The following is a 21428-nucleotide window of genomic DNA, read 5'->3' as shown; positions in this document are numbered from 1 at the left end:
GGCTTCTTGCTTCTGGAGTGCTGTTAGACCGACTCGGGCACGAAAGTGTCCAGGCCGGCCGAGATCAGTTCGGGCGAGATGTTCAGCGCCCAGGCGGTGGCGACGGCGGCCAGCGCGGTGGCCGCGTCCAGCGGCTGGCCGGCGGCCGCAAAGCGCGCCAGCAAGGCCTCGACATTGGCGCCGGCGGTTTCCGACAGGCCTTGGGCCAGCATCGCGGCGCCGTCGCGCAGGAACACGGTGCGGCTGCCGGCGGCGCGCTGCTCGGCCAGCGTGGTGGCGTCCAGCGCATAGAACAGCACATCGCCGTCGCTGAGGCGGGCCATGTCGAGCAGCCTGGGCTCGTCGGCATTGAGCACCGCGACGCCGTCGGACAGCACCACATCGACCTGGGTGCGCAGCACCTTGAAGAGCTGGTCCTCGTCGCGCACATCGAAGTCGTCGAGGCTGCCCAGGCCGCCCATATCGGTGACCAGGCCGACCTGGCAGCGGTCATAGGCCAGACCGTCGCGCAGGATGGCGGCGGCATTGTTCTCGATCACCACCGCGTCGACGCCGCGGTTCATCAGCAGGCGGTGGGCGGCGCTCCAATGGGCCGAGTCGGACTTCTCGACGCGGCGGTTGCCGAGGAACAGGCCCTGGCCGCAGGCCAGGCCGACCGAGCGTCCGTTCAGGTGCAGCAGCCAGGCCACCAGCCGGGCGATCTGGGCGCCACCGCGCGAGCCGGCCACGCCGATGATGGGGATGCGGCCGTTCTCTTCGGCCGCGAACAGATGGTCGATGATGGCCTGGCCGACCGGCTGCGGGCTGCCCGAGGCCGGCTTCAGATGCATCAGCAGGCCCGGGCCGGCATTGACCTCGACGATGGCGCCGCCGGTCTCGGCCAGCGGCTTGGCGATGTCCTCGGTCACCAGATCGACGCCGGCGATGTCCAGGCCTATGGTGCGGGCCGCCAGCGAGACGGCATGGGCCACCTCGGGATGGACCTCGGCCGTGCAGTCGATCGCGACATTGCCGTTGCGCTGTATCAGCACCCGCTGGCCGGCCGCCGGCACCGCCTCGGGCGAGACGCCCTGGCGCTGCAGGTCCAGCAGCACGACCGGGTCGTCGCCGATGTCGATGCGGTTGAGCGGGAAGTCCTCGGTCAGGCCGCGGCGCGGGTCGGTATTGATCTGCAGATCGATCAGCTCGACCACCGTGTGCTGGCCGTCGCCGCTGATCCAGGCCTCCTCGCCGCGCGCGGCCGCGACCACCTGGCCGCCGACCACCAGCAGGCGGTGCTCCATGCCGCGGATATAGGGCTCGACCAGCACCTCCGAGCCTTCCTTGTCGGCGACATGGAAGGCCGCCTCGATGTCGGCGCGCTCGCGCAGGTCCAGGGTCACGCCCCGGCCATGGTTGCCGTCCGAGGGCTTGACGACGACCGGGAAACCGATGTCCTGGGCCGCTTCCCAGGCGGCCTCGGCGCTCTTGACGGTGGCGCCCTCGGGCACCGGCACGCCCACCGCCTTCAGCAGGGTCTTGGTCAGGTCCTTGTCGCCGGCGATGCCTTCGGCGATCGCGCTGGTCATGTCGGTCTCGGCGGTCCAGATGCGGCGCTGGCGCGCGCCATGGCCCAGCTGCACCAGATTGCCCTCGTTGAGGCGGATGTGCGGGATGCGGCGGTCGGTGGCGGCCGCGACGATGGCGGCGGTCGACGGGCCCAGATAGCAGTCGTCCAGCTTGTCGCGTACCCGGGCCACGGCGGCCGGCACCTCGAAGGGCTGCTCGTTGATGGTGGCCATCAGCAAGGCATGACCCTCGGCCAGCGCGGCGCGGGCGACCTGCTCGTCGCGGGCCCGGAACACCATGCGGTAGACCCCGGTCTTGGAGGTGCTGCGGGTCTGGCCGAAGCCGGTGGGCATGCCGGACAGGTTCAGCAGCTCGATGACGATGTGCTCCAGCACATGGCCCATCCAGGTGCCCTCGGTCAGGCGCTGCAGAAAGCCGCCGCGCTCGCCGACGCCGCAGTGGTGTTCGATCAGGGCCGGCAGCCGCTCGGTGAGCCGCTCGGTGAAGCCGGGCAGCAGATTGGAGGGGTAGTCTTCCAGCTCGCCCAGGTCCAGCCAGACCTCCAGGACCGGGCGGTAGGTCCACATATTCGGGCCGCGCAGATAGTTGACGCGCAGGAGCTTGATATCGGATTTAGGACTCATAAGGGCGGGGCCGAGGCCGGCCAAAAGCGGTAGCTGGGGTGTGACGATGCGAGATTGTGCGCCCGGCGCGCACCGGACGGTGTGGCGTGCAGCCAGCACCGGGTTTCATGCCGGCAGTTGTCTTTCGGCGAGAATTCGGGGTTCAATACAGCGCGCGGGCCGCCTCAAGAGCGCTTCTCGAAAAACATCACAATGCAGCATCATCATCCCGCCGACGCCCCCGAGCACCCCCAATGGGCCGCCTTGCAGGCGCGTCTTTCAGACGCTGAGAACGCGGCGGCAGTGCTGGAGGTTGACCTGGACTCCGCCGGGCGCTTCAACCGGGGTCTGTTGGTCCTGACAGACCGTCGCCTGCTGGCCTGGGATCCGGCCACGGCAGCCTGGAGCGAATGGGCGCTGCGGCCGGATCTGGCGATGCGCATCTCCGACCATGCCGGCGTCGGCAGCCTGGAATTGGTGGACGGCAGCCAGCGCCTGGCGCTGTGGCGCTTCACGCTGCAGATCAATCTGCAGGCGCAGCGCTGGCACGAGGCTTTCGAGCGCCGCGATGAGCCGGCCCGGCCGGACGCCGAGGAGCTGAGCTTCTGCCCCAGCTGCAAGGCGCCGCTGCCGCCCGAGAGTGAAGAGTGCCCGACCTGCGCGCGTGAGCTGCACACCCCCCCGTCGACCTGGGTGCTGCTGCGGCTGTGGCGTTTCGCCAAGCCCTACCAGGGTCAGCTCTTGCTCGGGTTTGCGCTGATGCTGGGCTCGACCGCCGCGACCCTGGTGGCCCCCTATCTGACCATGCCGCTGATGGACAAGGTGCTGATCCCCTTCCAGCAGGGCCAGCGCATCGACCCCTGGGTGGTCGGCCTCTATCTAAGCGGCCTGCTGGGCGCCGGCCTGGTGTCCTGGCTGCTGGGCTGGGCCAAGACCTATATCCTGGCCCTGGTGTCCGAGCGCATCGCCGCCGACCTGCGCACCACCACCTTCGACCACCTGCTGAGCCTGTCGCTGGAGTACTTCGGCAACAAGCGCACCGGCGACCTGATGAGCCGCATCGGCAGCGAGACCGACCGGCTCAGCGTCTTCCTGTCCCTGCATGCGCTGGACTTCATCACCGATGTGCTGATGCTGGTGATGACGGCCAGCATCCTGTTCTCGATCAACCCCTGGCTGGCGCTGGCGACCCTGCTTCCGCTGCCCTTCATCGCCTGGATGATCCATCTGGTGCGCGACCGGCTGCGCACCGGCTTCGAGAAGATCGACCGGGTCTGGGGCGAGGTCACCAGCGTGCTGGCCGACACCATTCCCGGCATCCGCGTCGTCAAGGCCTTCGCGCAGGAAAAGCGCGAGGCCCAGCGCTTCCACCAGGCCAATGCCCACAATCTGGCCGTCAATGACAAGCTCAACAAGACCTGGAGCCTGTTCACCCCGACCGTCTCGCTGCTGACCGAGATCGGCCTGCTGGTGGTCTGGGGCTTCGGCATCTATCTGGTGGCCGGCGGCGACATCACGGTGGGGGTGCTGACCGCCTTCATTGCCTATATCGGCCGCTTCTACGGCCGCATGGACTCGATGAGCCGCATCGTCTCGGTGACGCAGAAGGCCGCCGCCGGCGCCAAGCGCATCTTCGACATCATCGACCATCAGTCCAACGTGCCCGAGCCCACCAACCCGCAGCCGCTCGGCGCGGTCAAGGGCGGCATCCAGATCGAGGACATCGGCTTTCGTTACGGCAACCGTGCGGTGATCCGCGGCCTGAGCCTGGACATCAAGCCCGGCGAGATGATCGGTCTGGTCGGCCACAGCGGCTCGGGCAAGAGCACCTTGGTGAACCTGATCTGCCGCTTCTACGATGTCACCGAAGGGGCGATCAAGGTCGACGGCACCGATCTGCGCCGCATCGGCGTGGCCGATTACCGCCGCCATATCGGCCTGGTGCTGCAGGAACCCTTTCTGTTCTTCGGCACCATCGCCGAGAACATCGCCTACGGCAAGCCCGATGCGAGCCGCGAAGAGATCGTCGCGGCCGCCCGCGCCGCCCATGCGCACGAGTTCATCCTGCGCCTGGCTCAGGGCTACGACTCGCTGGTCGGCGAGCGGGGTCAGGGCCTGTCGGGCGGCGAGCGCCAGCGCATCTCGATTGCCCGCGCGCTGTTGATCAACCCGCGCATCCTGATCCTCGACGAGGCCACCTCCTCGGTCGATACCGAGACCGAGAAGGAGATCCAGAAGGCGCTGGACAATCTGGTGCAGGGCCGCACGACGATCGCCATCGCCCACCGGCTCTCGACCCTGCGCAAGGCCGACCGGCTGGTCGTGATGGACCGTGGCCAGGTGGTCGAGGTCGGGCCGCATGAGGAGCTGATGGCCAAGCAGGGCTATTACTGGCGTCTCTACGAGGCCCAGGCGCGCCGCGTCGATGCGGATGACGAGCAGCCGGCCTTGCTGCCCAACCCCAACGCCCACACGGTGCAAGCATGAGCCGCTACCGCCAACTCTTTCGCAATGCCTTCGGGCGCCTGGTGCTGATCGATGCCGAGGGCGTCGAGCACATCGGCGTCAACCCGGTGCGCGCCCACCCGATCTCGGCGCCCGACGAAGGCGTGTCGCTGCTGGGCGCCGATGGCCACGAACTGGCCTGGATTGACCGGCTTTCGGCGCTGCCGGCGCCCGAGCGCGAACTGCTGGAGGCCGAGTTCGCCGGCCGCGAGTTCATGCCGACGGTGCAGGCCATCATTGCGGTTTCGACCTTCTCGACCCCCAGCCAGTGGACGGTGCAGACCGAGCGTGGTCAGACCCAGTTCATCCTGAAGACCGAGGAGGACATCCGCCGCCTCGACGAGGGCCGGCTGCTGATCGCCAGCAGCCACGGCATCCAGTTCCTGGTGCCGGACCGCTTCGCGCTGGACCGGGGCTCCAGACGGATGCTGGAGCGCTTCCTCTGATCAGGCGGCCGAGGCCGGCAGACCGAAGACGCGGTCGAAGGCCAGGTTGAAGACGAAGGTGTAGATCAGGAAGAAGACGATCAGGCCGAAGTCCAGCAGCAGGGCCTGCCACAGCGAGATCTCCAGCCACCAGGCGAACAGCGGCACCAGCATCACGATCAGGCCGGCCTCGAAGCCCAGGGCATGGGCGATGCGCCGCGCCAGGCTGCGGCCGCGCCGGGTCTGGCGGGCCTCCCAGGCCTCGAACAGATGGGTGTAGGCCAGGTTCCAGGCCAGCGCGATGGCCGAGGAGGCGAGCGCGGCGATGCCGGCATGGGCCAGCGCGCTGCCGGCCAGCAGGGCCAGGCCGGCGCTGGTCAGGCCGACCGCAAACAGCTCGTAGAGCGACACATAGACCAGCCGGCGCTTGATGCCTTGCATGAAAAATCCTGTTTTGAAGCGGGGATTGCCGGCATCGTATGGAATGAGATCTGATAGACAAAGTCGACGGCTGTCAGATTTTCTGACAAATTGCGGCCATGGCTCTGCATAGCGACAACCTGCTGCTCTTCCTGGCCGTGCTGGACCAGGGTTCGTTTTCGGCGGCGGCGCGGGCGCTGGGCCGGGTGCCGTCGGCGGTCAGCATGGCGGTGGCCCAGATGGAGGCCGAGCTGGACCTGCGCCTGTTCGAGCGCAGCACCCGCGAGCTGCGGCCCACCGAGGAAGCCAGGGCGCTGGAGCCACAGGCGCGCCAGCTGGTCGCCCGGCTGGCGCAGCTGCAGGCCCATGCGCTGGCCCTGCACCAGGGCCTGGAGCGGCGCCTGACCCTGGCGATCGCGCCCGAACTGCTGTCGGCGGCCTGGAGCGAGGCCCTGGCCCGGCTGGCCGAGGAGTTTCCGGCGCTGGAGGTGGACGTGCTGTCGGCGCCGCAGGCGGCGGTGCTGCGCATGCTGCACGCCGGCGAGATCGATCTGGCCCTGGTGTTCGAGCGGGTCGGCTTCGACGAGCGCGAGAGCTTCCAGGAGCTGGGCAGCGAGCGGCTGGTCGCGGTGATGGCGCCGCAGCATCCGCTGGCCGGCCAGCGCCTGCGCCAGGACCAATGGGCCGAGCTGCGCCAGATCGCGGTGGCCCGGCGTGATGCCGGCGCGGCCGACGACCCGCGGGTGCTGGTCTCGCGCCGGCTCTGGCGCACCGACAGCCATCTGGCCACGCTGAGCCTGGTGCAGGCGGGCCTGGGCTGGGCCTTCTTGCCGCAGCGCATGGTGGATCCGCTGCTGGCGGCCGGCAGCCTGTTGCAGATCGAGTTCGAGAACATGAGCAACGAGGTGCGGCTCTGGGTCGATGTGGTCTGGCGCCGCGACCGGCCGCTGGGCCTGGGCGCGCGGCGCTTCATCGCGCTGATGCATCCAGCGCGCCAAGGGTAAGCACCTAGGTAAAGCTGCAACAGGGCAAGCCGCGCCGATTCTCACTAGAATTGACGTTTACGTAAACGTAACCTAAGCCGGGTCTGCAAGGCCGGCCGTACCATCAGCAGGCTTGATGGTCCGAAGCACTGAAAAACCAAGGAGACCTCCATGACGAATCTGCCCGGCCTGAATTTCCAACTCGGCGAGGACATCGACGCGCTGCGCGACGCGGTGCGCGACTTTGCCCAAGCCGAGATCGCTCCGCGTGCCGCCGAGATCGACCATTCGGACCAGTTTCCGATGGACCTGTGGCGCAAGATGGGCGATCTGGGCGTGCTGGGCATCACCGTCGGCGAGGAGTACGGCGGCGCGAACATGGGCTATCTGGCCCACATGATCGCGATGGAAGAGATCAGCCGCGCCAGCGCCTCGGTGGGCCTGTCCTATGGCGCGCACAGCAATCTGTGTGTCAACCAGATCAAGCGCAACGGCAATGCGGCGCAGAAGGCCAAATACCTGCCCAAGCTGATCAGCGGCGAGCATGTCGGTGCGCTGGCGATGAGCGAGCCGGGCGCCGGCTCCGACGTGCTGAGCATGAAGTTGAAAGCCGAGGACAAAGGCGGCTACTACCTGCTCAACGGCAACAAGATGTGGATCACCAACGGGCCCGATGCCGACACCCTGGTGGTCTACGCCAAGAGCGAGCCCGAGCTGGGCGCGCGCGGCGTGACCGCCTTCCTGATCGAGAAGGGCATGCCTGGCTTCTCGATCGCGCAGAAGCTCGACAAGCTGGGCATGCGCGGCAGCCACACCGGCGAGCTGGTGTTCCAGAACGTGGAGGTGCCTGCAGAAAACGTGCTGGGCGCGGTCAACGGCGGCGCCAAGGTGCTGATGTCGGGCCTGGACTATGAGCGCGCGGTGCTGACCGGCGGCCCGCTGGGCATCATGCAAAGCGTGATGGACAACGTGATCCCCTATATCCACGACCGCAAGCAGTTCGGCCAGAGTATCGGCGAGTTCCAGCTGATTCAGGGCAAGGTCGCAGATATGTACACGGTCTTGCAGGCCGCTCGTTCTTTCGCCTACACGGTGGCCAAGAACCTCGACCTCTTGGGCGCCGAGCATGTGCGCCAGGTCCGCAAGGACTGCGCCTCGGTGATTCTGTGGACCGCCGAGAAGGCGACCTGGATGGCCGGCGAGGGCGTGCAGATCTTCGGCGGTAATGGCTATATCAACGAGTACCCGCTGGGCCGGCTGTGGCGCGATGCCAAGCTCTACGAGATCGGTGCCGGCACCTCCGAGATCCGCCGCATGCTGATTGGGCGCGAGCTGTTCGCGGAGACGATGTAAATGAAGCCTTTGCACCTGAATACGCCGCTGCTGCGCGCCGCGCCCGGCCAGTTCTCCCATCCGGAGGTCTGGCTGAAGATGGATGCGCTGCAGCCCAGCGGCAGCTTCAAGCTGCGCGGGGTGGGGCGGCTGGTGCGCAAGGCGGCGCAGGACGGTGCCAAGGAAATCGTCTGTGCCTCGGGCGGCAATGCCGGCTTCGCGGCCGCCTATGCCGGCCAGGCCTTGGGGCTGACCGTCACCATCGTGCTGCCTGAGACCAGCAGCGCTGCGGTGCAGAGCCTGATCGAGGCGCGCGGCGCGACGGTGCTGCGCCATGGCGCGGTCTGGGATGCGAGCAATGAGTTTGCCCAGGCGCTGGCGGCCGAGCGTGGCGCCACCTATGTCCATCCCTTCGACCACCCGCTGCTGTGGGAGGGCCATGCCAGCCTGATCGACGAGGTGCTGGACCAAGGCCTGGACTTCGACGCGGTGGTCACCGCGGTGGGCGGCGGCGGCCTGTTCGCCGGCATCGTCCAGGGCCTGCGCCGCCACGGCCTGAACGACATCCCGGTGATCGCGGTGGAAACCGAGGGCGCGGCCAGCCTGCACGAGAGCCTGAAGGCCGGCCAGGCCGTGACCCTGCCGGCCATCACTTCGATCGCCACCTCGCTGGGCGCGCGCCGCGTCGCCGACGAGGCGCTGCGCCTGGCCCAGCTGCATCCCACCCACAGCCTGCTGGTCAGCGATGCCCAGGCCTGCGGCGCGGCGGCGCGGCTGGCCGAGCAGATGCGCGTGATGGTGGAGCCGGCCTGCGGTGCGGCGCTGGCGGCGGTGGATGTGCACCCCGAGCTGTTCGCCCGTTTCAAGAGACCCCTGGTGGAAGTCTGTGGCGGCGTGGCCGTCAGCCTCGAGAAGCTGCAGGCGTGGACAATATCGGCATGAACAACGATCTGCAAGACCTGCTGGGCAATAACAAGCGCTGGGCCGCCGAGACGGAACAGCGCGAACCGGGCTTTTTCTCGCGGCTGCTGAAGCAGCAGACGCCGCAATACCTGTGGATAGGCTGCGCCGACAGCCGGGTGCCGGCCAATGAGCTGGTCGACCTGCTGCCCGGCGAGCTCTTCGTGCATCGCAATGTCGCCAATGTCGTCGTGCACTCGGACCTGAACTGCCTGTCGGTGATGCAGTTCGCGGTGGACCATCTGAAGGTCAAGCACATCATCGTGGTGGGCCACAGCAACTGCGGCGGCGTCAAGGCCGCACTGATCGATGCACGCGTGGGCCTGGTGTCCAACTGGATACGCCATGTGCAGGATGTGCGCAACGATCACCAGGAGTGGATAGACAGCCTGCCCGAGGCCCGCCGCGTCGACGCGCTGTGCGAGCTGAACGTGCTGGCGCAGGCGCGCAATGCCTGCCAGACCACGGTGGTGCAGGATGCCTGGGCCCGCGGCCAGGAGATCGTCGTCCATGGCTGGGTCTATGGCCTGCACAACGGCCTGCTGGAGGATCTGCAGATCACGGCCGCCCATCACGACGATGTCGGTCCGGCCTACAAGCGCGCGCTGGCTGCGGTCAAGCAGCGCTACAGCCAGGCCTAGGCGGCGGCCCGATGTTCCCGCAGAAGCTGACCGACTCCCGCGCGTTCGAGATCGCGCAGGCCTTGTTGGGCGGCTTCAACCGACATTACCGGCTGTTCCGCGCCACCAGCGCCACGGCCAAGCAGCGTTTCGAGCGCGCTGACTGGCATGGCCAGCAGCGTGCCCAGCGCGAGCGCATCGAGTTCTATGACAAGCGGGTCGACGAGGCGGTGGGCCTGCTGGAGGAGCGCTTCAAGGCCAGCGCGCTGCCGATGGAGGTCTGGCAGCAGGTCAAGCTGCACTACATCGGCCTGCTGACCGACCATCACCAGCCGGAGCTGGCCGAGACCTTCTTCAACTCGGTCTGCACCCGCATCCTGCACCACGCCTACTTCCACAACGACTTCATCTTCGTGCGGCCGGCCGTCTCGACCGAGTACATCGAGAACGAGGAGCCGGCCGCCAAGCCGACCTACCGCGCCTACTACCCGAGCAAGCCGACGCTGCACGAGACCCTGTGCCGGGTGGTCACCAACTTCCAGCTCGATCTGGAGTTCGAGGACCTGGGCCGCGACATCGACTGGGTCCTGCGCGCAATGCAGCGCGAGCTGGGCGAGTTCCGCTGGCGCACCAATTTTCAGATCCAGGTGCTGAGCTCCCTGTTCTATCGCAACAAGGGCGCTTACCTGGTCGGCAAGATCATCAACGGCTTCACCGAGACACCGTTCGCGCTGCCCATCCTGCACAAGGAAGGGCGGTCGGGCCTGCTCTATATCGACGCGGCGCTGTTCGGCGAGGACGATTTGCTGATGCTGTTCAGCTTTGCCCGCGCCTATTTCATGGTCGACATGGAAGTGCCCAGCGCCTATGTGCAATTCCTGCGCTCGATGATGCCCAGGAAGCCGCGCGCCGAGATCTACAGCGCGCTGGGCCTGCAAAAGCACGGCAAGAACCTGTTCTACCGCGACTTCCTCTACCACCTGCGCCACTCCAGCGACAAGTTCCGCATCGCGCCCGGCATCAAGGGCATGGTGATGCTGGTGTTCGACCTGCCCAGCTACCCCTTTGTCTTCAAGCTGATCAAGGATTTCTTCCCGCCGCAGAAGGAGAACACCAGCCGTGAGCTGATCCAGCACAAATACCTGCTGGTGAAGACCCACGACCGGGTTGGCCGCATGGCCGACACCTTGGAATACTCCAACGTCGCCTTCCCGCGTCAGCGCTTCGACGACGAGCTGCTCAAGGAGTTGAAGCATTTCTGCCCCAGCCTGATCGAAGAGAGCGGCGAGGACCTGGTGCTGCGCCATGTCTATATCGAGCGCCGCATGGTGCCGCTGAATATCTATCTGCAGGAGGCCACGCCGGCCCAGCTGGAGCATGCGGTGATCGAGTATGGCCATGCGATCAAGGACCTGGTGGCCGCCAATATCTTCCCTGGCGACATGCTGTGGAAGAACTTCGGTGTGACCCGCCACGGCAAGGTCGTGTTCTATGACTACGACGAGATCGAATACCTCAGCGATTGCAACTTCCGCTCCGTGCCGGCGCCACGCAATGAGGAGGAAGAGATGTCCGGCGAGGTCTGGTACTCCGTCGGCCCGCGCGATGTCTTCCCCGAGACCTTCGGCCCCTTTCTGCTGGGCCACCCCGGTGTGCGCGAGCATTTCATGCGCCACCATGCCGATCTGCTGGACGCCGAGTTCTGGCAGCAGCACAAGGCCCGCATCCAGGCCGGCCATGTGCATGACGTCTTTCCCTACGAGGCCCACAAGCGCTTCTATGCCCGTGCCGCCTCATCCACCCCGCTTCACCCCGTCGATGGCGCCGCGCTGATGGCCGACGCCCATCACGATCTTCCCGTTCAGTAAAGGAGACCCACCATGTCCGATCCCATCGTCATCGTTTCCGCCGCCCGCACGCCCATCGGTGGCCTGCTGGGTGATTTCGCCTCGCTGCAGGCCTGGGAGCTGGCGGCCGTCGCGATCCAGGCCGCAGTCGAGCGGGCCGGCGTGCCCGGCGACGCGATCAACGAGGCCTTCATCGGCAACTGCCTGATGGCCGGCCAGGGCCAGGCGCCGGCGCGCCAGGCGGTGCTGAAGGCTGGGCTGCCGCAGTCGGTCGGCGCGGTCACGCTGTCCAAGATGTGCGGCGCCGGCATGCGCGCCACGATGTTCGCCCACGACACGCTGAAGGCCGAGAGCGCCGACATCCTGATCGCCGGCGGCATGGAATCGATGACCAACGCGCCGCATCTGATGTTCGCGCGCAAGGGCGTCAAGTACGGTGCCGCCCAGATGTATGACCATATGGCGCTGGACGGCCTGGAAGACGCCTACCAGCGCGGCAAGGCCATGGGTGTGTTCGCCGAGCAGTGCGTCGACAAATATGCCTTCACCCGCGAGGCCCAGGACGCCTTCGCGATCGCCTCGACCGAGCGCGCCAAGCGCGCCAACGAGGACGGCAGCTTCGCCTGGGAAATCGCGCCGGTGACGGTGGCCGGCCGGGGTGGCGACACCGTGATCAACCGCGACGAGCAGCCCTTCAAGGCCAAGCTCGACAAGATCGCCGGCCTCAAGCCCGCGTTCAAGAAGGACGGCACCATCACCGCCGCCACCTCCTCGTCGATCTCCGACGGCGCCGCCGCGCTGGTGCTGATGCGCGAGAGCACCGCCAGCCGCCTGGGCGTCAAGCCGGTGGCCCGCATCGTCGGCACCGCCGTGCATGCCAATGCGCCCGAGTGGTTCACCACCGCGCCGGTCGGCGCGATCCAGAAGCTGCTGGTCAAGAACGGCTGGGACGCCAAGAGCGTCGATCTGTGGGAGGTCAACGAGGCCTTTGCCGCCGTCACGATGGCCGCGATGGCCGAGTTCAAGCTGCCGCACGAGATCGTCAACGTCAACGGCGGCGCCTGCGCGCTGGGCCACCCGATCGGCGCCTCCGGTGCCCGCATCATCGTCACGCTGCTGGGCGCGCTGCGCCATCGTGGCCTCAAGCGCGGCGTCGCGGCGCTGTGCATCGGCGGCGGTGAAGCGACGGCCGTCGGCGTAGAGCTGATCTAAGCCATGGCGCAGATCCTGATCATCGGGGCCTCGCGCGGCATCGGCCTGGAGTTCGTCCGTCAGTACCGCGCCGCCGGTGATCGGGTGGTGGCCACCGCGCGCAGCGAGGAGGCGCTGGCCGCCTTGCGCGAGCTGGGCGCCACCGCGCTGAAGCTTGATGTGGCCGACACGGCCAGCGCCTCGGGCCTGGCCTGGCAGATCGACGGCCACCAGTTCGACACCGTGGTGCTCAATGCCGGTGTCTACGGCCCGCGCCAGCTGGGCCTGGACACACCGAGCGAGGCCGATTTCGACACGGTGATGCACACCAATGTGCTGGGCGCGATGCGGGTGCTGCCGCAGCTGCAGGACGCGCTGGCGCCCGGCGCCCGCATCGGCTTCCTGTCCTCGCGCATGGGCTCGATCGGCCTGCGTACCGCGCATGCCGGCTGGCTTTACCGGGCCTCGAAGGCGGCACTGAACTCGGTGATGAAGGACGCCTCGCTGGCGCTGACTGGCAAGGCCACGCTGTGCAGCTTCCATCCCGGCTGGGTGCGCACCGAGATGGGCGGCGAGGGCGCGGACATCGATGCCGCCACCAGCGTGGCCGGCATGCGCGCGGTGCTGGCCGGCCTGCAGTCGCAAGGCAGCGGCAGCTTCTTCAACTACGACGGCCAGCCTCTGGCCTGGTGACCCCCATGATCCTCTCCGACGACCACCGTGCCGTGCAGGACGCCGTGCGCGCCTTTGTGCAAGACCAGATCGCGCCCAAGGCGGCCGAATGGGACAAGAGCCATCACTTCCCGGCCGCCGAGCTGAAGGGCCTGGCCGAGCTGGGCTGCTACGGCGTGGCCGTGCCGACCGAGTACGACGGCGCCGGCCTGGACTATCTGGCGCTGTCCATCATCCTGGAGGAGATAGGCGCCGGTGACGGTGCGACCTCGACCGTGGTCAGCGTCAACAACTGCCCGGTCTGCTCCATCCTGATGGGCTTTGGCAACGAGGATCAGAAGCAGCGCTTCCTGAAGCCGCTGGCGCGCGGCGCGATGCTGGGCGCCTTCTGCCTGACCGAGCCGCATGTCGGCTCGGAGGCCGGCGGGCTGAAGACCACGGCGGTCCGCGACGGCGACGACTATGTGCTGAACGGCGTCAAGCAGTTCATCACCAGCGGCAAGAACGGCGATGTGGCCATCGTGATGGCGGTCACCGACAAGGCCGCCGGCAAGAAGGGCATCAGCGCCTTTCTGGTGCCGACCATCACGCCCGGCTACACGGTGGCCCGCATCGAAGACAAGATGGGTCAGCACGCCAGCGATACCACGCAGATCCTGTTCGAGAACTGCCGCGTGCCGGCCGCCAACCGGCTGGGCGAGGAGGGCCAGGGCCTGAAGATCGCGCTGTCGGGCCTGGAGGGCGGCCGTATCGGCATCGCCAGCCAGGCGGTGGGCATGGCGCGTGCCGCCTTCGAGGCCGCGCTGAAGTACAGCAAGGACCGTGTCTCTTTCGGTCAGCCCATCTTCAACCACCAGGCCATCCAGTTCAAGCTGGCCGATATGGCCACCCAGATCGAGGCCGCGCGCCAGCTGATCTGGCATGCCGCCAGCCTGAAGGATGCCGGCCAGCCCTGCCTGAAGGAGGCGGCGATGGCCAAGCTCTTCGCCACCGAGATGGCCGAGCGGGTCTGCTCCGACGCGATCCAGGTGCATGGCGGCTATGGCTACGTCAGCGACTTCCCGGTCGAGCGCATCTACCGCGATGTGCGGGTCTGCCAGATCTACGAGGGCACGTCCGAGGTGCAGAAGATACTGATCGGGCGCGCGCTAGGCTGAGCCGCTGCGGTTTGCCGCGATTGCCCCGGGGCATGGCCCCGCCTAAGATGGCCCGCCGCTGAAGCAAAAGCCATTGGGAGGGTCGGGCATGTCGCTGGCGCCGATGTCGTTCTATGCCGGGCAGGGACAGCTGCTGGAATTGATCGCCCGCGGTGCGCCGCTGGCCGAGACCTTGCAGCGCCTGGCCCTGCTGATCGAGGCCCAGTCCAAGGGGCTTTACTGTTCGGTGCTGCTGCTGGACGAGGACGGCATCCATGTGCGGCCCGGCGTCGGGCCGCGCCTGCCGCCGGCCTATCTGCAGGCGCTAGACGGCTATCCGATTGGCCCCGAGGCGGGCTCCTGCGGCAGTGCGATGGCGCTGAGCCAGACCGTGGTGGTCACCGACATCGGCAGCGACCCGCGCTGGGCGGCCTACAAATCCCTGCTCGAGGGCGAGGGCTTCCGGGCCTGCTGGTCCACACCGATTGTCGCGACCGACCGTCGGGTGCTGGGCTCCTTCGCGATGTACTACAAGCAGGTGCGCTCGCCCGGCAGCGCCGAACTGGAACTGCTGGCCCTCGCGACCCAGTTGGCCGGTATCGCGATCGAGCGCCAGCGCAAGCAGGACGAGCTGCAACGCTACCAGTCCCGGCTCGAGGCCCTGGTGGAACAGCGCACCGCCGAGCTGGAGCGCACGCTGATGGAGCAGCGGGCCATCTTCGACAACGCCACCGTCGGCATCCTGGTGGTCGACAAGGACCGCATCATCCGGCGCGCCAACCGCCGCATCGAGGAACTGCTGGGCTATGGGCCGGGCGAGCTGATCGGCCTGTCGACCCGGGTCTATTTCAGCTCCGATCAGCAATGGCAGGACTTCGGCCGAGTCGCCCTGCCCTGCATTGCCTCGGGTCAGGGCTACTCTTGCGACACCGTGGTGGTGCGCAAGGACGGCTCGACGATCTGGGCCAACAGCCATGGCAAGGCGATCGACCCGCAGGATCTCGGCAAGGGCACGATCTGGGTCGGCATCGAGATCACCGAGCGTCACCAGGCCGAGGCGCTGCGCCAACAGCTGCTGCTCGAATACAAGGCCATTCTCGACAACGCCTCGCTGGGCATTACCTTCACGCGCGACCAGACTTTCTTGCACTGCAATGAGCGCTTCGGCGAGATGTTCGGCTGGCCGGCCCAGGAGCTGGTCGGTCGGTCGACCCGGCTGGTGTATCCGGACGAGGCCGCCTACGAGGCCCTGAGCCGTCGGGCCGTGCCGGTGCTGGGGGCCGGGCAGCGGCTGGATGTGGAGCTGCAGATGAAGCGGCGCGACGGTTCGCTGTTCGGCTGCCGCATGCTGGCCAAGGCGATCGATCCCAGCGATGCCAGCAAGGGCACGATCTTCATCACCGAGGACATCAGCGACCGCCAGGAAGCCGATCAGGCCCTGCAGCAGGCGCTGTTCGAGCTGCAGGCCATCTTCGACAACACCAATGCCGGCATCATGCTGGTGCGCGACCGCCACACGATGCGCTGCAATCGTGGCATCGAACAGATGCTGGGCTATGCGCCGGGCGAGCTGACGGGGCATTCGACGCGATTGATGTTCGCGTCGGAGGCGGCTTATGAGGCACTGGGCCGCGAGGCCTATGAAACCTTGAATCGCGGCGAGGTCTGGATCGGCGAAACCCAGCTGCGCTGCAAGGATGGCCGGCTGATCGAGGTCAGCAGCCACAGCAAGGCCATGGACCCGCGCGATCCGTCCAAGGGCACGCTCTGGGTCTCGCACGACATCAGCGCGCGCAAAGCGGCCGAAGCGGCCTTGCGCGCGGCGAACGAGAAGCTGGAGCGCAGCCTGGCGATGGTCGGCCAGACCTATCGCGAGGTCAGCCTGCTCAGCGAGCTGTCCAGCTTCCTGCAGGCTTGCGCGACGCCCGAGGAGGCCTACGACTGCCTGCGCCGGTATGGGCCGCGGCTGTTCCCGTCCAGCGGCGGCGCGCTCTATCTGCTGATGCCGGGCAGTGAGTTGCTGGAGGAGCAGATGGGTTGGGGCCCGCTGGAGGAGGCCGAGGCCAGCTTCGGCAGCCACGACTGCTGGGCACTGCGTCGCGGCCGGCCCCATCATCTGAATGGTGATGGCCAGTCGCTGGCCTGCCCGCATCTGCATCTTGGCGGCGACTCGATCGGCAGCGCCTGCTTGCCGCTGGTGGCACAGGGCGACACCTTCGGCCTGCTCGCCATCCTGCACCGCGGGTCGCCGGTCGAGGCGGAGCAATCCGATATGCGCCAGCGCCTGGCCGTGGCCCTGGCCGAGCAGACGGGCCTGGCGCTGGCCAATATCCGGCTGCGCGAGACGCTGCGCCTGCAGTCGATCCGCGATCCCCTGACCGGGCTCTACAACCGCCGCTTTCTCGACGAGGCCTTGCGCCGCGAGCTGGCGCGGGCGCGGCGCAAGGGCGTCACCCATGCCTTGGCTCTGCTCGATGTCGATCACTTCAAGCAGTTCAACGACCGCCATGGCCATGATGCCGGCGATCTGGTGCTGTGCGCGGTGGCGCGGGTGCTGGAGGCCCAGGTGCGCGGCAGCGATGTGGTGTGCCGTTTCGGCGGCGAGGAGTTCGTCGTGCTGCTGTGCGATATCGACACCGAGCAAGTTCTGCAGCGTGCCGAGCAGCTGATCGCGGCGGTACGGACCCTGCAGATCGAGCACGGCGGGGGGCTGCTGGGCCCGATCAGCGCCTCGCTGGGCCTGGCCCTGTTCCCCCGCCATGGACAGGCGTCGGCCGCGCTGATCGAGGCGGCCGACGCGGCCCTGTACCGTGCCAAACGTGCGGGCCGCGACCGGGTGCTGATGGCCGATTGAGGGCCGTGCTCAGCCCGCGTTGACCTCGATGCGCCGCGGCTGCGCATGGGCCTGCTTGGGGATGCGCAGCGTCAGCACGCCGTCCTTGATGCTGGCGTCGATCTTGGCGCTGTCGAGCTCGCGGCTCAGCGTGAAGCTGCGCCGGTAGCGCGGGACGCGCAGCTCGGCGTAGACGGCTTCCAGGCCCTCGGGCGTGGCCGGCTGCACGCTGCCTTCGATCAGCAGCGCGTCGCCCTCGACCCGGATCTCGAGCCGCTCGCGCGGCACGCCCGGCATATCGGCCAGCAAGGTGATGCCGGCCTCGTCCTCGAAGACATCGACCGCCGGTTGCACCGCGCGTTCCTGCTCCTGGGAAGAGGCGCTGCTTGGGGTGTTGTTCTTGCTCATGATGGGGGCTCCTGTGTCTGCTTACTGCACGGTGATGCGGCGGGCCTGCGCCGATTCGCGGCGCGCGATGCTGATCTGCAGCACACCGTCTCGATAGCTGGCGCTGACATGCGCCGGGTCGGCATCGTCGGGCAGGGCCACGGCGCGGCTGAAGCGGCCGCTGGCGCGCTCATGCGTGTAGACATTGAGCTTGGCACTGCCGGCGGGGATGTCCGAAGACCGTTCGCCGGCGATGCGCAGCACGCCGCGGTCCACCGTGACCTCGATCTTGTCGGCGGCCAGGCCGGGCGCGAAGGCGTAGATCTCGAAGCTGTTCGGGGTGCGTCCCATATTCACCGCCGGCACGCTGCCCTGTGCGACGGCGCGGATGCTGCTGGGCAGGCCTGGCGCGCCAAACACATCGTCGAGCTCGCGACGCAGCCGCTCGAACGGGCCGAACAGCGAGCCCGGGTAGTTCGACATCATCGATTCATACATGGCATGTCCTCCATTCAGTGGTGTGCACCGGCCGGAAAACCAGCGATGGCCGGTCGATACCCGAAATAGGAACGGCTTGCCGCGTTTCAAGAGTCGCCGGCGTTCGCCATCTGCGCCCTGACAAAGGCCACCAACGCCCTTGCAGTCTCCGACGCACCGGGCGCCGGCAGGCTCAGCGCCTGCACCCATTCGCCCTCGGGCACCAGCAGGCGCCAGCCCGGCAGCAGGTCGACCAGCGCGTCGCCGGCCGGCACGCAGAAGTCCGGTGCCGGCACGACGCCGGCACCATGGCGGGCCAGCGCCAGCAGCGACTCTATGTCCGAGCCCCAGGCACTGGCCTGCAGCATCGGCTCGCAGCGCTGGCCCTGCGGCCCCAGCCACAGGCTGGCGCGCGGGTCTTCATGCTGGCCCAGCAGCAGGCAGGGCAGGGCGGCGATCTGCTCGGGCGTCTCGAGCCGCAGATGCGGCAGGCCGTAGAGCCGCACCGCAAAGCGCAGCAGCGGCTGCGCCACCCAGTCCTCGGGCGGGCGGTCGGTGATGCGAAAAGCCAGGTCCAGCCCCTCGCGCAAGAGGTCGACGCGCCGGTCGGTGAACAGCAACTCGTAGCGCAGTGCCGGATGCAGGGCCTGGAAACGGGCCAGCAGCGGCGCCAGCAGATGGCGGCCGAAGCTGGTGGTGGCGCTGATGCGCAGGGTGCCGCCCAACTGGCCGCGCTGATGCTTGAGCGCCATGCGCGCGGCTTCGGCGGCCTCGCGAACGGCCTTGGCCCGCGCATGCAGGCGCCGGCCGGAATCGGTCAGCGCCAGGCTGCGCGTGCTGCGCACAAACAACGCGACGCCCACCGCCGCCTCGATCGCCGCGACCCGGCGGCTGACCGCCGCCCGCGTCAGGCCCAGCTGGCGCGCGGCCTCGGCAAAGCTGCCGGCCTGGACGATGCGGGCGAACAGCTCCAGCGCATTGGCATCCAGCGCGCTCTCGCGCCCGGGCTTGCGCATCGAGGTGGGGTTGCGGTCTTTTGTCAACTTCATGGAAGCAATGTGATGAGTCACGCTGATCTAGTCAATGAATTATTGCCAACCTAGACTCAATCCATGCCTCAAACCCTCACGCTCCACACCCCCGCGCTGGCCGCCGCCACCCCCGCTGCCGAGCCCTCGGTGCGCCAACGCACGCTGCAGCTGCGCTGCGCCGATGGCCGTTTGCTGGCCGCCACCTGGTTCGAGCCGGCCGGCGTGCCGCGCGCGATCGCGCTGATCAGCCCGGCCACTGCGGTGGCGCGCGGCTTCTATCGCGGCTTCGGCGAGTGGCTCGCACAGCGCGGCTATGCCGTGCTCAGCTATGACTACCGCGGCATCGGCGACTCGCTGCAGGGACCGCTGCGCCAGGAGCGCGCCCGGCTGCGCGACTGGGCCCAGCTGGACATGGGCGCGGCGCTGCGCGCGGTGCAGCGCCGCCGTCTGATGGAGCAGGAGGCCCAGGGCCGTGCGCTGGGCCTGCTGCTGGTGGGCCATTCCTTCGGCGGCAATGCGATCGGGCTGGCGCCCGACTACGAGCAGGCCGATGCCATCCTGGGCGTGGCGGCGCAGGCGGCCGACTGGCGCTTCTGGAGCGGCATCCACAAGGCCAAGGTCTGGCTGTTCTTCCACGCGATGTTGCCGGCCGCCGGCCATCTGCTGGGCCACGCGCCCGGCTGGCTGATGGGAGCGCGGCGCGCCGAGGGCCTGCCCAAGGGGGCGGCGCTGGAGTGGGCGGCCTGGGGCCGGCGGCGCGGCTTCATGTTCAGCGACCCCAGCCTGCAGGCCGAGCTGGGCTATCACCGCTTCACCGGGCCGGTGCATCTGTGGAACATCAGCGACGACCCGGTGTTCGGCCCGGCCCCGGCGGTCGATGCCTTGGCCGCTCGTTTCAGCACCGCCCAGGTTCAGCGCCACACGCTGGCGCCGGCCGATGTGGGCCTGGAAAGCCTGGGCCATTTCGCCGCCTTCCGCCGCGAACTCGGGCCGCGCATCTGGCCGCGGCTGCTGGCGCCATTGGAGGCGGCGACCCCGCTGCTGGCCGCAGACTGCTAGAGCCCGCCCTGCGTGAGCTTGGCCGGATCCAGCAACTGCTCCAGCTCGGCGCGAGACAGCTCGGTCAGCTCGGCCGCCACATCGATGACCGGCCGGCCCTGTTTGTAGGCCTGCTTGGCGATCTCGGCGGCCTTCAGATAGCCGATCACCGGGTTCAGCGCGGTGACCAGGATGGGGTTGCGCGACAGCGCCTGCTGCAGGCCCGGGGCATTGACCTTGAAGCTGGCGATCGCGCGCTCGCCCAGCAGCGCGCTGGTCTTGGCCAGCAGATGCAGGCTGTCCAGCAGGTTGTGGGCCACCAGCGGCAGCATCACATTGAGCTCGAAGTTGCCGCTCTGGCCGGCGATGGTGATCGCCGCGTCATGGCCGATCACCTGGGCCGCCGCCATCGCGACCGCCTCCGGGATCACCGGGTTGACCTTGCCGGGCATGATGGACGAGCCGGGCTGCAGGGCCTCCAGCTCGATCTCGGCCAGGCCGGCCAGCGGGCCGGAGTTCATCCAGCGCAGGTCATTGGCGATCTTCATCAGGCTGACGGCCAGGCCTTTGAGCGCGCCGGAGAGAGCCACGGCCGTGTCCTGCGAGCCCATCGCGGCGAAGAAGTCGGGCGCGGTTGTGAAGCCCAGGCCGGTGAGGCTGCTGAGCTCGGTGCAGAAGCGAGCGGCGAAGTCGGGATGGGCGTTGATGCCGGTGCCCACCGCCGTGCCGCCCTGGGCCAGCGCCTGAACACGCGGCTGCAGGCCTTGCAGCTGGGCGATCTGCGCCTCGATCTGCGCGGCCCAGCCGTCCAGCACCTGGGACAGGCGCACCGGCATCGCATCCATCAGATGGGTGCGGCCGGTCTTGATATGGTGCCCGTCGCTGGCGCTCTTGGCGCGCAGTGCTTCGAGCAGGCCGGTCAGCGCCGGCAGCAACTCATTGTGCAGCGCCAGCGCGGCGCTGATGTGCAGGGCCGAGGGAATCGAGTCATTGCTGCTCTGGCCGGCGTTGACGTGGTCGTTCGCGCTGACCGCTTTGCCGAGCTTGCGCCCGGCAAGCGTGGCCAACACCTCGTTGGCGTTCATATTGCTGCTGGTGCCCGAGCCGGTCTGGAACACATCGACCGGGAAATGGCGCATCAAGTCGGCGTCGGCCAGCAGCTCGACGCCCGACATCTCGATCGCCTCGCCGATCTCGGCCGGCAACTGGCCCAGCGCGACATTGGCGCGCGCGGCGGCCAGCTTGACCTGCAGCAGCGCCGCGATGAAGCGCGCCGGCATCGGCCCGCTGATCTGGAAGTTCTGCACCGCGCGCTGGGTCTGCGCGCCGTAGAGGGCGTCGGCAGGCACCTGCATCTCGCCCATGCTGTCTTTCTCGATACGGAAGTGGCTCACCGCTAG

18 protein-coding genes are annotated in these 21428 nt (G+C 68.1%); 12 read left to right on the top strand and 6 right to left on the bottom strand.

The features are described 5' to 3' along the window. Window positions 1-23 precede the first annotated feature (23 nt). Window positions 24-2192 carry a cyanophycin synthetase gene (locus tag O5M90_RS10490; RefSeq protein ID WP_269838616.1) on the bottom strand — a complete coding sequence of 723 codons (2169 nt, stop codon included), beginning with the start codon at window positions 2190-2192 and terminating at the stop codon, window positions 24-26. 192 nt (window positions 2193-2384) lie between these two features. On the opposite strand from O5M90_RS10490, the gene O5M90_RS10485 reads away from it, so the two are divergent. Both O5M90_RS10485 and O5M90_RS10480 read left to right on the top strand, forming a co-directional pair. Further along, window positions 2385-4658 carry a cyanophycin metabolism-associated ABC transporter gene (locus tag O5M90_RS10485; protein WP_440402011.1) on the top strand — a complete coding sequence of 758 codons (2274 nt, stop codon included), beginning with the start codon at window positions 2385-2387 and terminating at the stop codon, window positions 4656-4658. Beyond that, window positions 4655-5122 (top strand): cyanophycin metabolism-associated DUF1854 family protein, encoded by a 468-nt coding sequence (locus tag O5M90_RS10480; RefSeq protein ID WP_269838617.1) that lies wholly within the window; start codon window positions 4655-4657, stop codon window positions 5120-5122. The genes O5M90_RS10485 and O5M90_RS10480 overlap by 4 nt, the downstream gene beginning before the upstream one ends. On the opposite strand, the gene O5M90_RS10475 is transcribed toward O5M90_RS10480, so the two are convergent. Continuing rightward, window positions 5123-5542: a PACE efflux transporter gene (locus tag O5M90_RS10475; protein ID WP_269838618.1), complete on the bottom strand. Its 420-nt coding sequence runs from the start codon at window positions 5540-5542 to the stop codon at window positions 5123-5125. Between the two features lie 98 nt (window positions 5543-5640). On the opposite strand from O5M90_RS10475, the gene O5M90_RS10470 reads away from it, so the two are divergent. From O5M90_RS10470 to O5M90_RS10430, 9 genes are all read left to right on the top strand, one after another. After that, window positions 5641-6525 carry a LysR family transcriptional regulator gene (locus O5M90_RS10470; protein ID WP_137941173.1) on the top strand — a complete coding sequence of 295 codons (885 nt, stop codon included), beginning with the start codon at window positions 5641-5643 and terminating at the stop codon, window positions 6523-6525. A 150-nt stretch (window positions 6526-6675) separates the two neighbouring features. After that, the gene (locus O5M90_RS10465; protein WP_269838619.1) at window positions 6676-7857 is read left to right on the top strand and encodes an isovaleryl-CoA dehydrogenase; all 1182 of its coding nucleotides are present in this window, start codon (window positions 6676-6678) and stop codon (window positions 7855-7857) included. Then, the gene (locus tag O5M90_RS10460; protein WP_262970060.1) at window positions 7858-8778 is read left to right on the top strand and encodes a pyridoxal-phosphate dependent enzyme; all 921 of its coding nucleotides are present in this window, start codon (window positions 7858-7860) and stop codon (window positions 8776-8778) included. Further along, window positions 8775-9437: a carbonate dehydratase gene (gene can / locus O5M90_RS10455; RefSeq protein WP_137941170.1), complete on the top strand. Its 663-nt coding sequence runs from the start codon at window positions 8775-8777 to the stop codon at window positions 9435-9437. The genes O5M90_RS10460 and can overlap by 4 nt, the downstream gene beginning before the upstream one ends. An 11-nt stretch (window positions 9438-9448) precedes the next feature. Beyond that, the gene (aceK, locus tag O5M90_RS10450) at window positions 9449-11284 is read left to right on the top strand and encodes a bifunctional isocitrate dehydrogenase kinase/phosphatase (protein WP_269838620.1); all 1836 of its coding nucleotides are present in this window, start codon (window positions 9449-9451) and stop codon (window positions 11282-11284) included. A gap of 12 nt (window positions 11285-11296) precedes the next feature. Beyond that, on the top strand, window positions 11297-12475 hold the full coding sequence (locus O5M90_RS10445; RefSeq protein WP_269838621.1) for an acetyl-CoA C-acyltransferase: 1179 nt from the start codon (window positions 11297-11299) through the stop codon (window positions 12473-12475). A gap of 3 nt (window positions 12476-12478) precedes the next feature. Continuing rightward, complete coding sequence (locus tag O5M90_RS10440) at window positions 12479-13147, top strand: SDR family oxidoreductase (protein WP_269838622.1); 669 nt, start codon at window positions 12479-12481, stop codon at window positions 13145-13147. A 5-nt stretch (window positions 13148-13152) separates the two neighbouring features. After that, the gene (locus tag O5M90_RS10435; protein ID WP_269838623.1) at window positions 13153-14283 is read left to right on the top strand and encodes an acyl-CoA dehydrogenase family protein; all 1131 of its coding nucleotides are present in this window, start codon (window positions 13153-13155) and stop codon (window positions 14281-14283) included. 88 nt (window positions 14284-14371) lie between these two features. Continuing rightward, window positions 14372-17116: a diguanylate cyclase gene (locus O5M90_RS10430; protein WP_269838624.1), complete on the top strand. Its 2745-nt coding sequence runs from the start codon at window positions 14372-14374 to the stop codon at window positions 17114-17116. Window positions 17117-17125: 9 nt separating this feature from the next. Here the strand turns inward: O5M90_RS10430 and O5M90_RS10425 are convergent, their stop codons facing one another. From O5M90_RS10425 to O5M90_RS10415, 3 genes are all read right to left on the bottom strand, one after another. After that, the gene (locus O5M90_RS10425) at window positions 17126-17503 is read right to left on the bottom strand and encodes an Hsp20/alpha crystallin family protein (RefSeq protein WP_269838625.1); all 378 of its coding nucleotides are present in this window, start codon (window positions 17501-17503) and stop codon (window positions 17126-17128) included. Window positions 17504-17524: 21 nt separating this feature from the next. Continuing rightward, complete coding sequence (locus O5M90_RS10420; protein WP_262970054.1) at window positions 17525-17980, bottom strand: Hsp20/alpha crystallin family protein; 456 nt, start codon at window positions 17978-17980, stop codon at window positions 17525-17527. Window positions 17981-18066: 86 nt separating this feature from the next. Then, window positions 18067-19008, bottom strand: coding sequence for a LysR family transcriptional regulator (locus tag O5M90_RS10415; protein WP_269838626.1), 942 nt, complete (start codon window positions 19006-19008; stop codon window positions 18067-18069). Between the two features lie 63 nt (window positions 19009-19071). On the opposite strand from O5M90_RS10415, the gene O5M90_RS10410 reads away from it, so the two are divergent. After that, on the top strand, window positions 19072-20049 hold the full coding sequence (locus tag O5M90_RS10410) for an alpha/beta hydrolase family protein (RefSeq protein WP_269838627.1): 978 nt from the start codon (window positions 19072-19074) through the stop codon (window positions 20047-20049). On the opposite strand, the gene O5M90_RS10405 is transcribed toward O5M90_RS10410, so the two are convergent. Continuing rightward, entirely contained in the window at window positions 20046-21422 is a 1377-nt protein-coding gene (locus O5M90_RS10405) for a class II fumarate hydratase (RefSeq protein ID WP_269838628.1), read from the bottom strand. The genes O5M90_RS10410 and O5M90_RS10405 overlap by 4 nt on opposite strands. Window positions 21423-21428 lie beyond the last annotated feature (6 nt).

It is taken from the genome of Paucibacter sp. M5-1, assembly GCF_027498415.2.
Classification (GTDB): Bacteria; Pseudomonadota; Gammaproteobacteria; order Burkholderiales; family Burkholderiaceae_C; genus Roseateles_E.
Note: the sequence above shows the minus strand (reverse complement) of the source record. Positions and strands in the feature narration are given on the sequence as shown.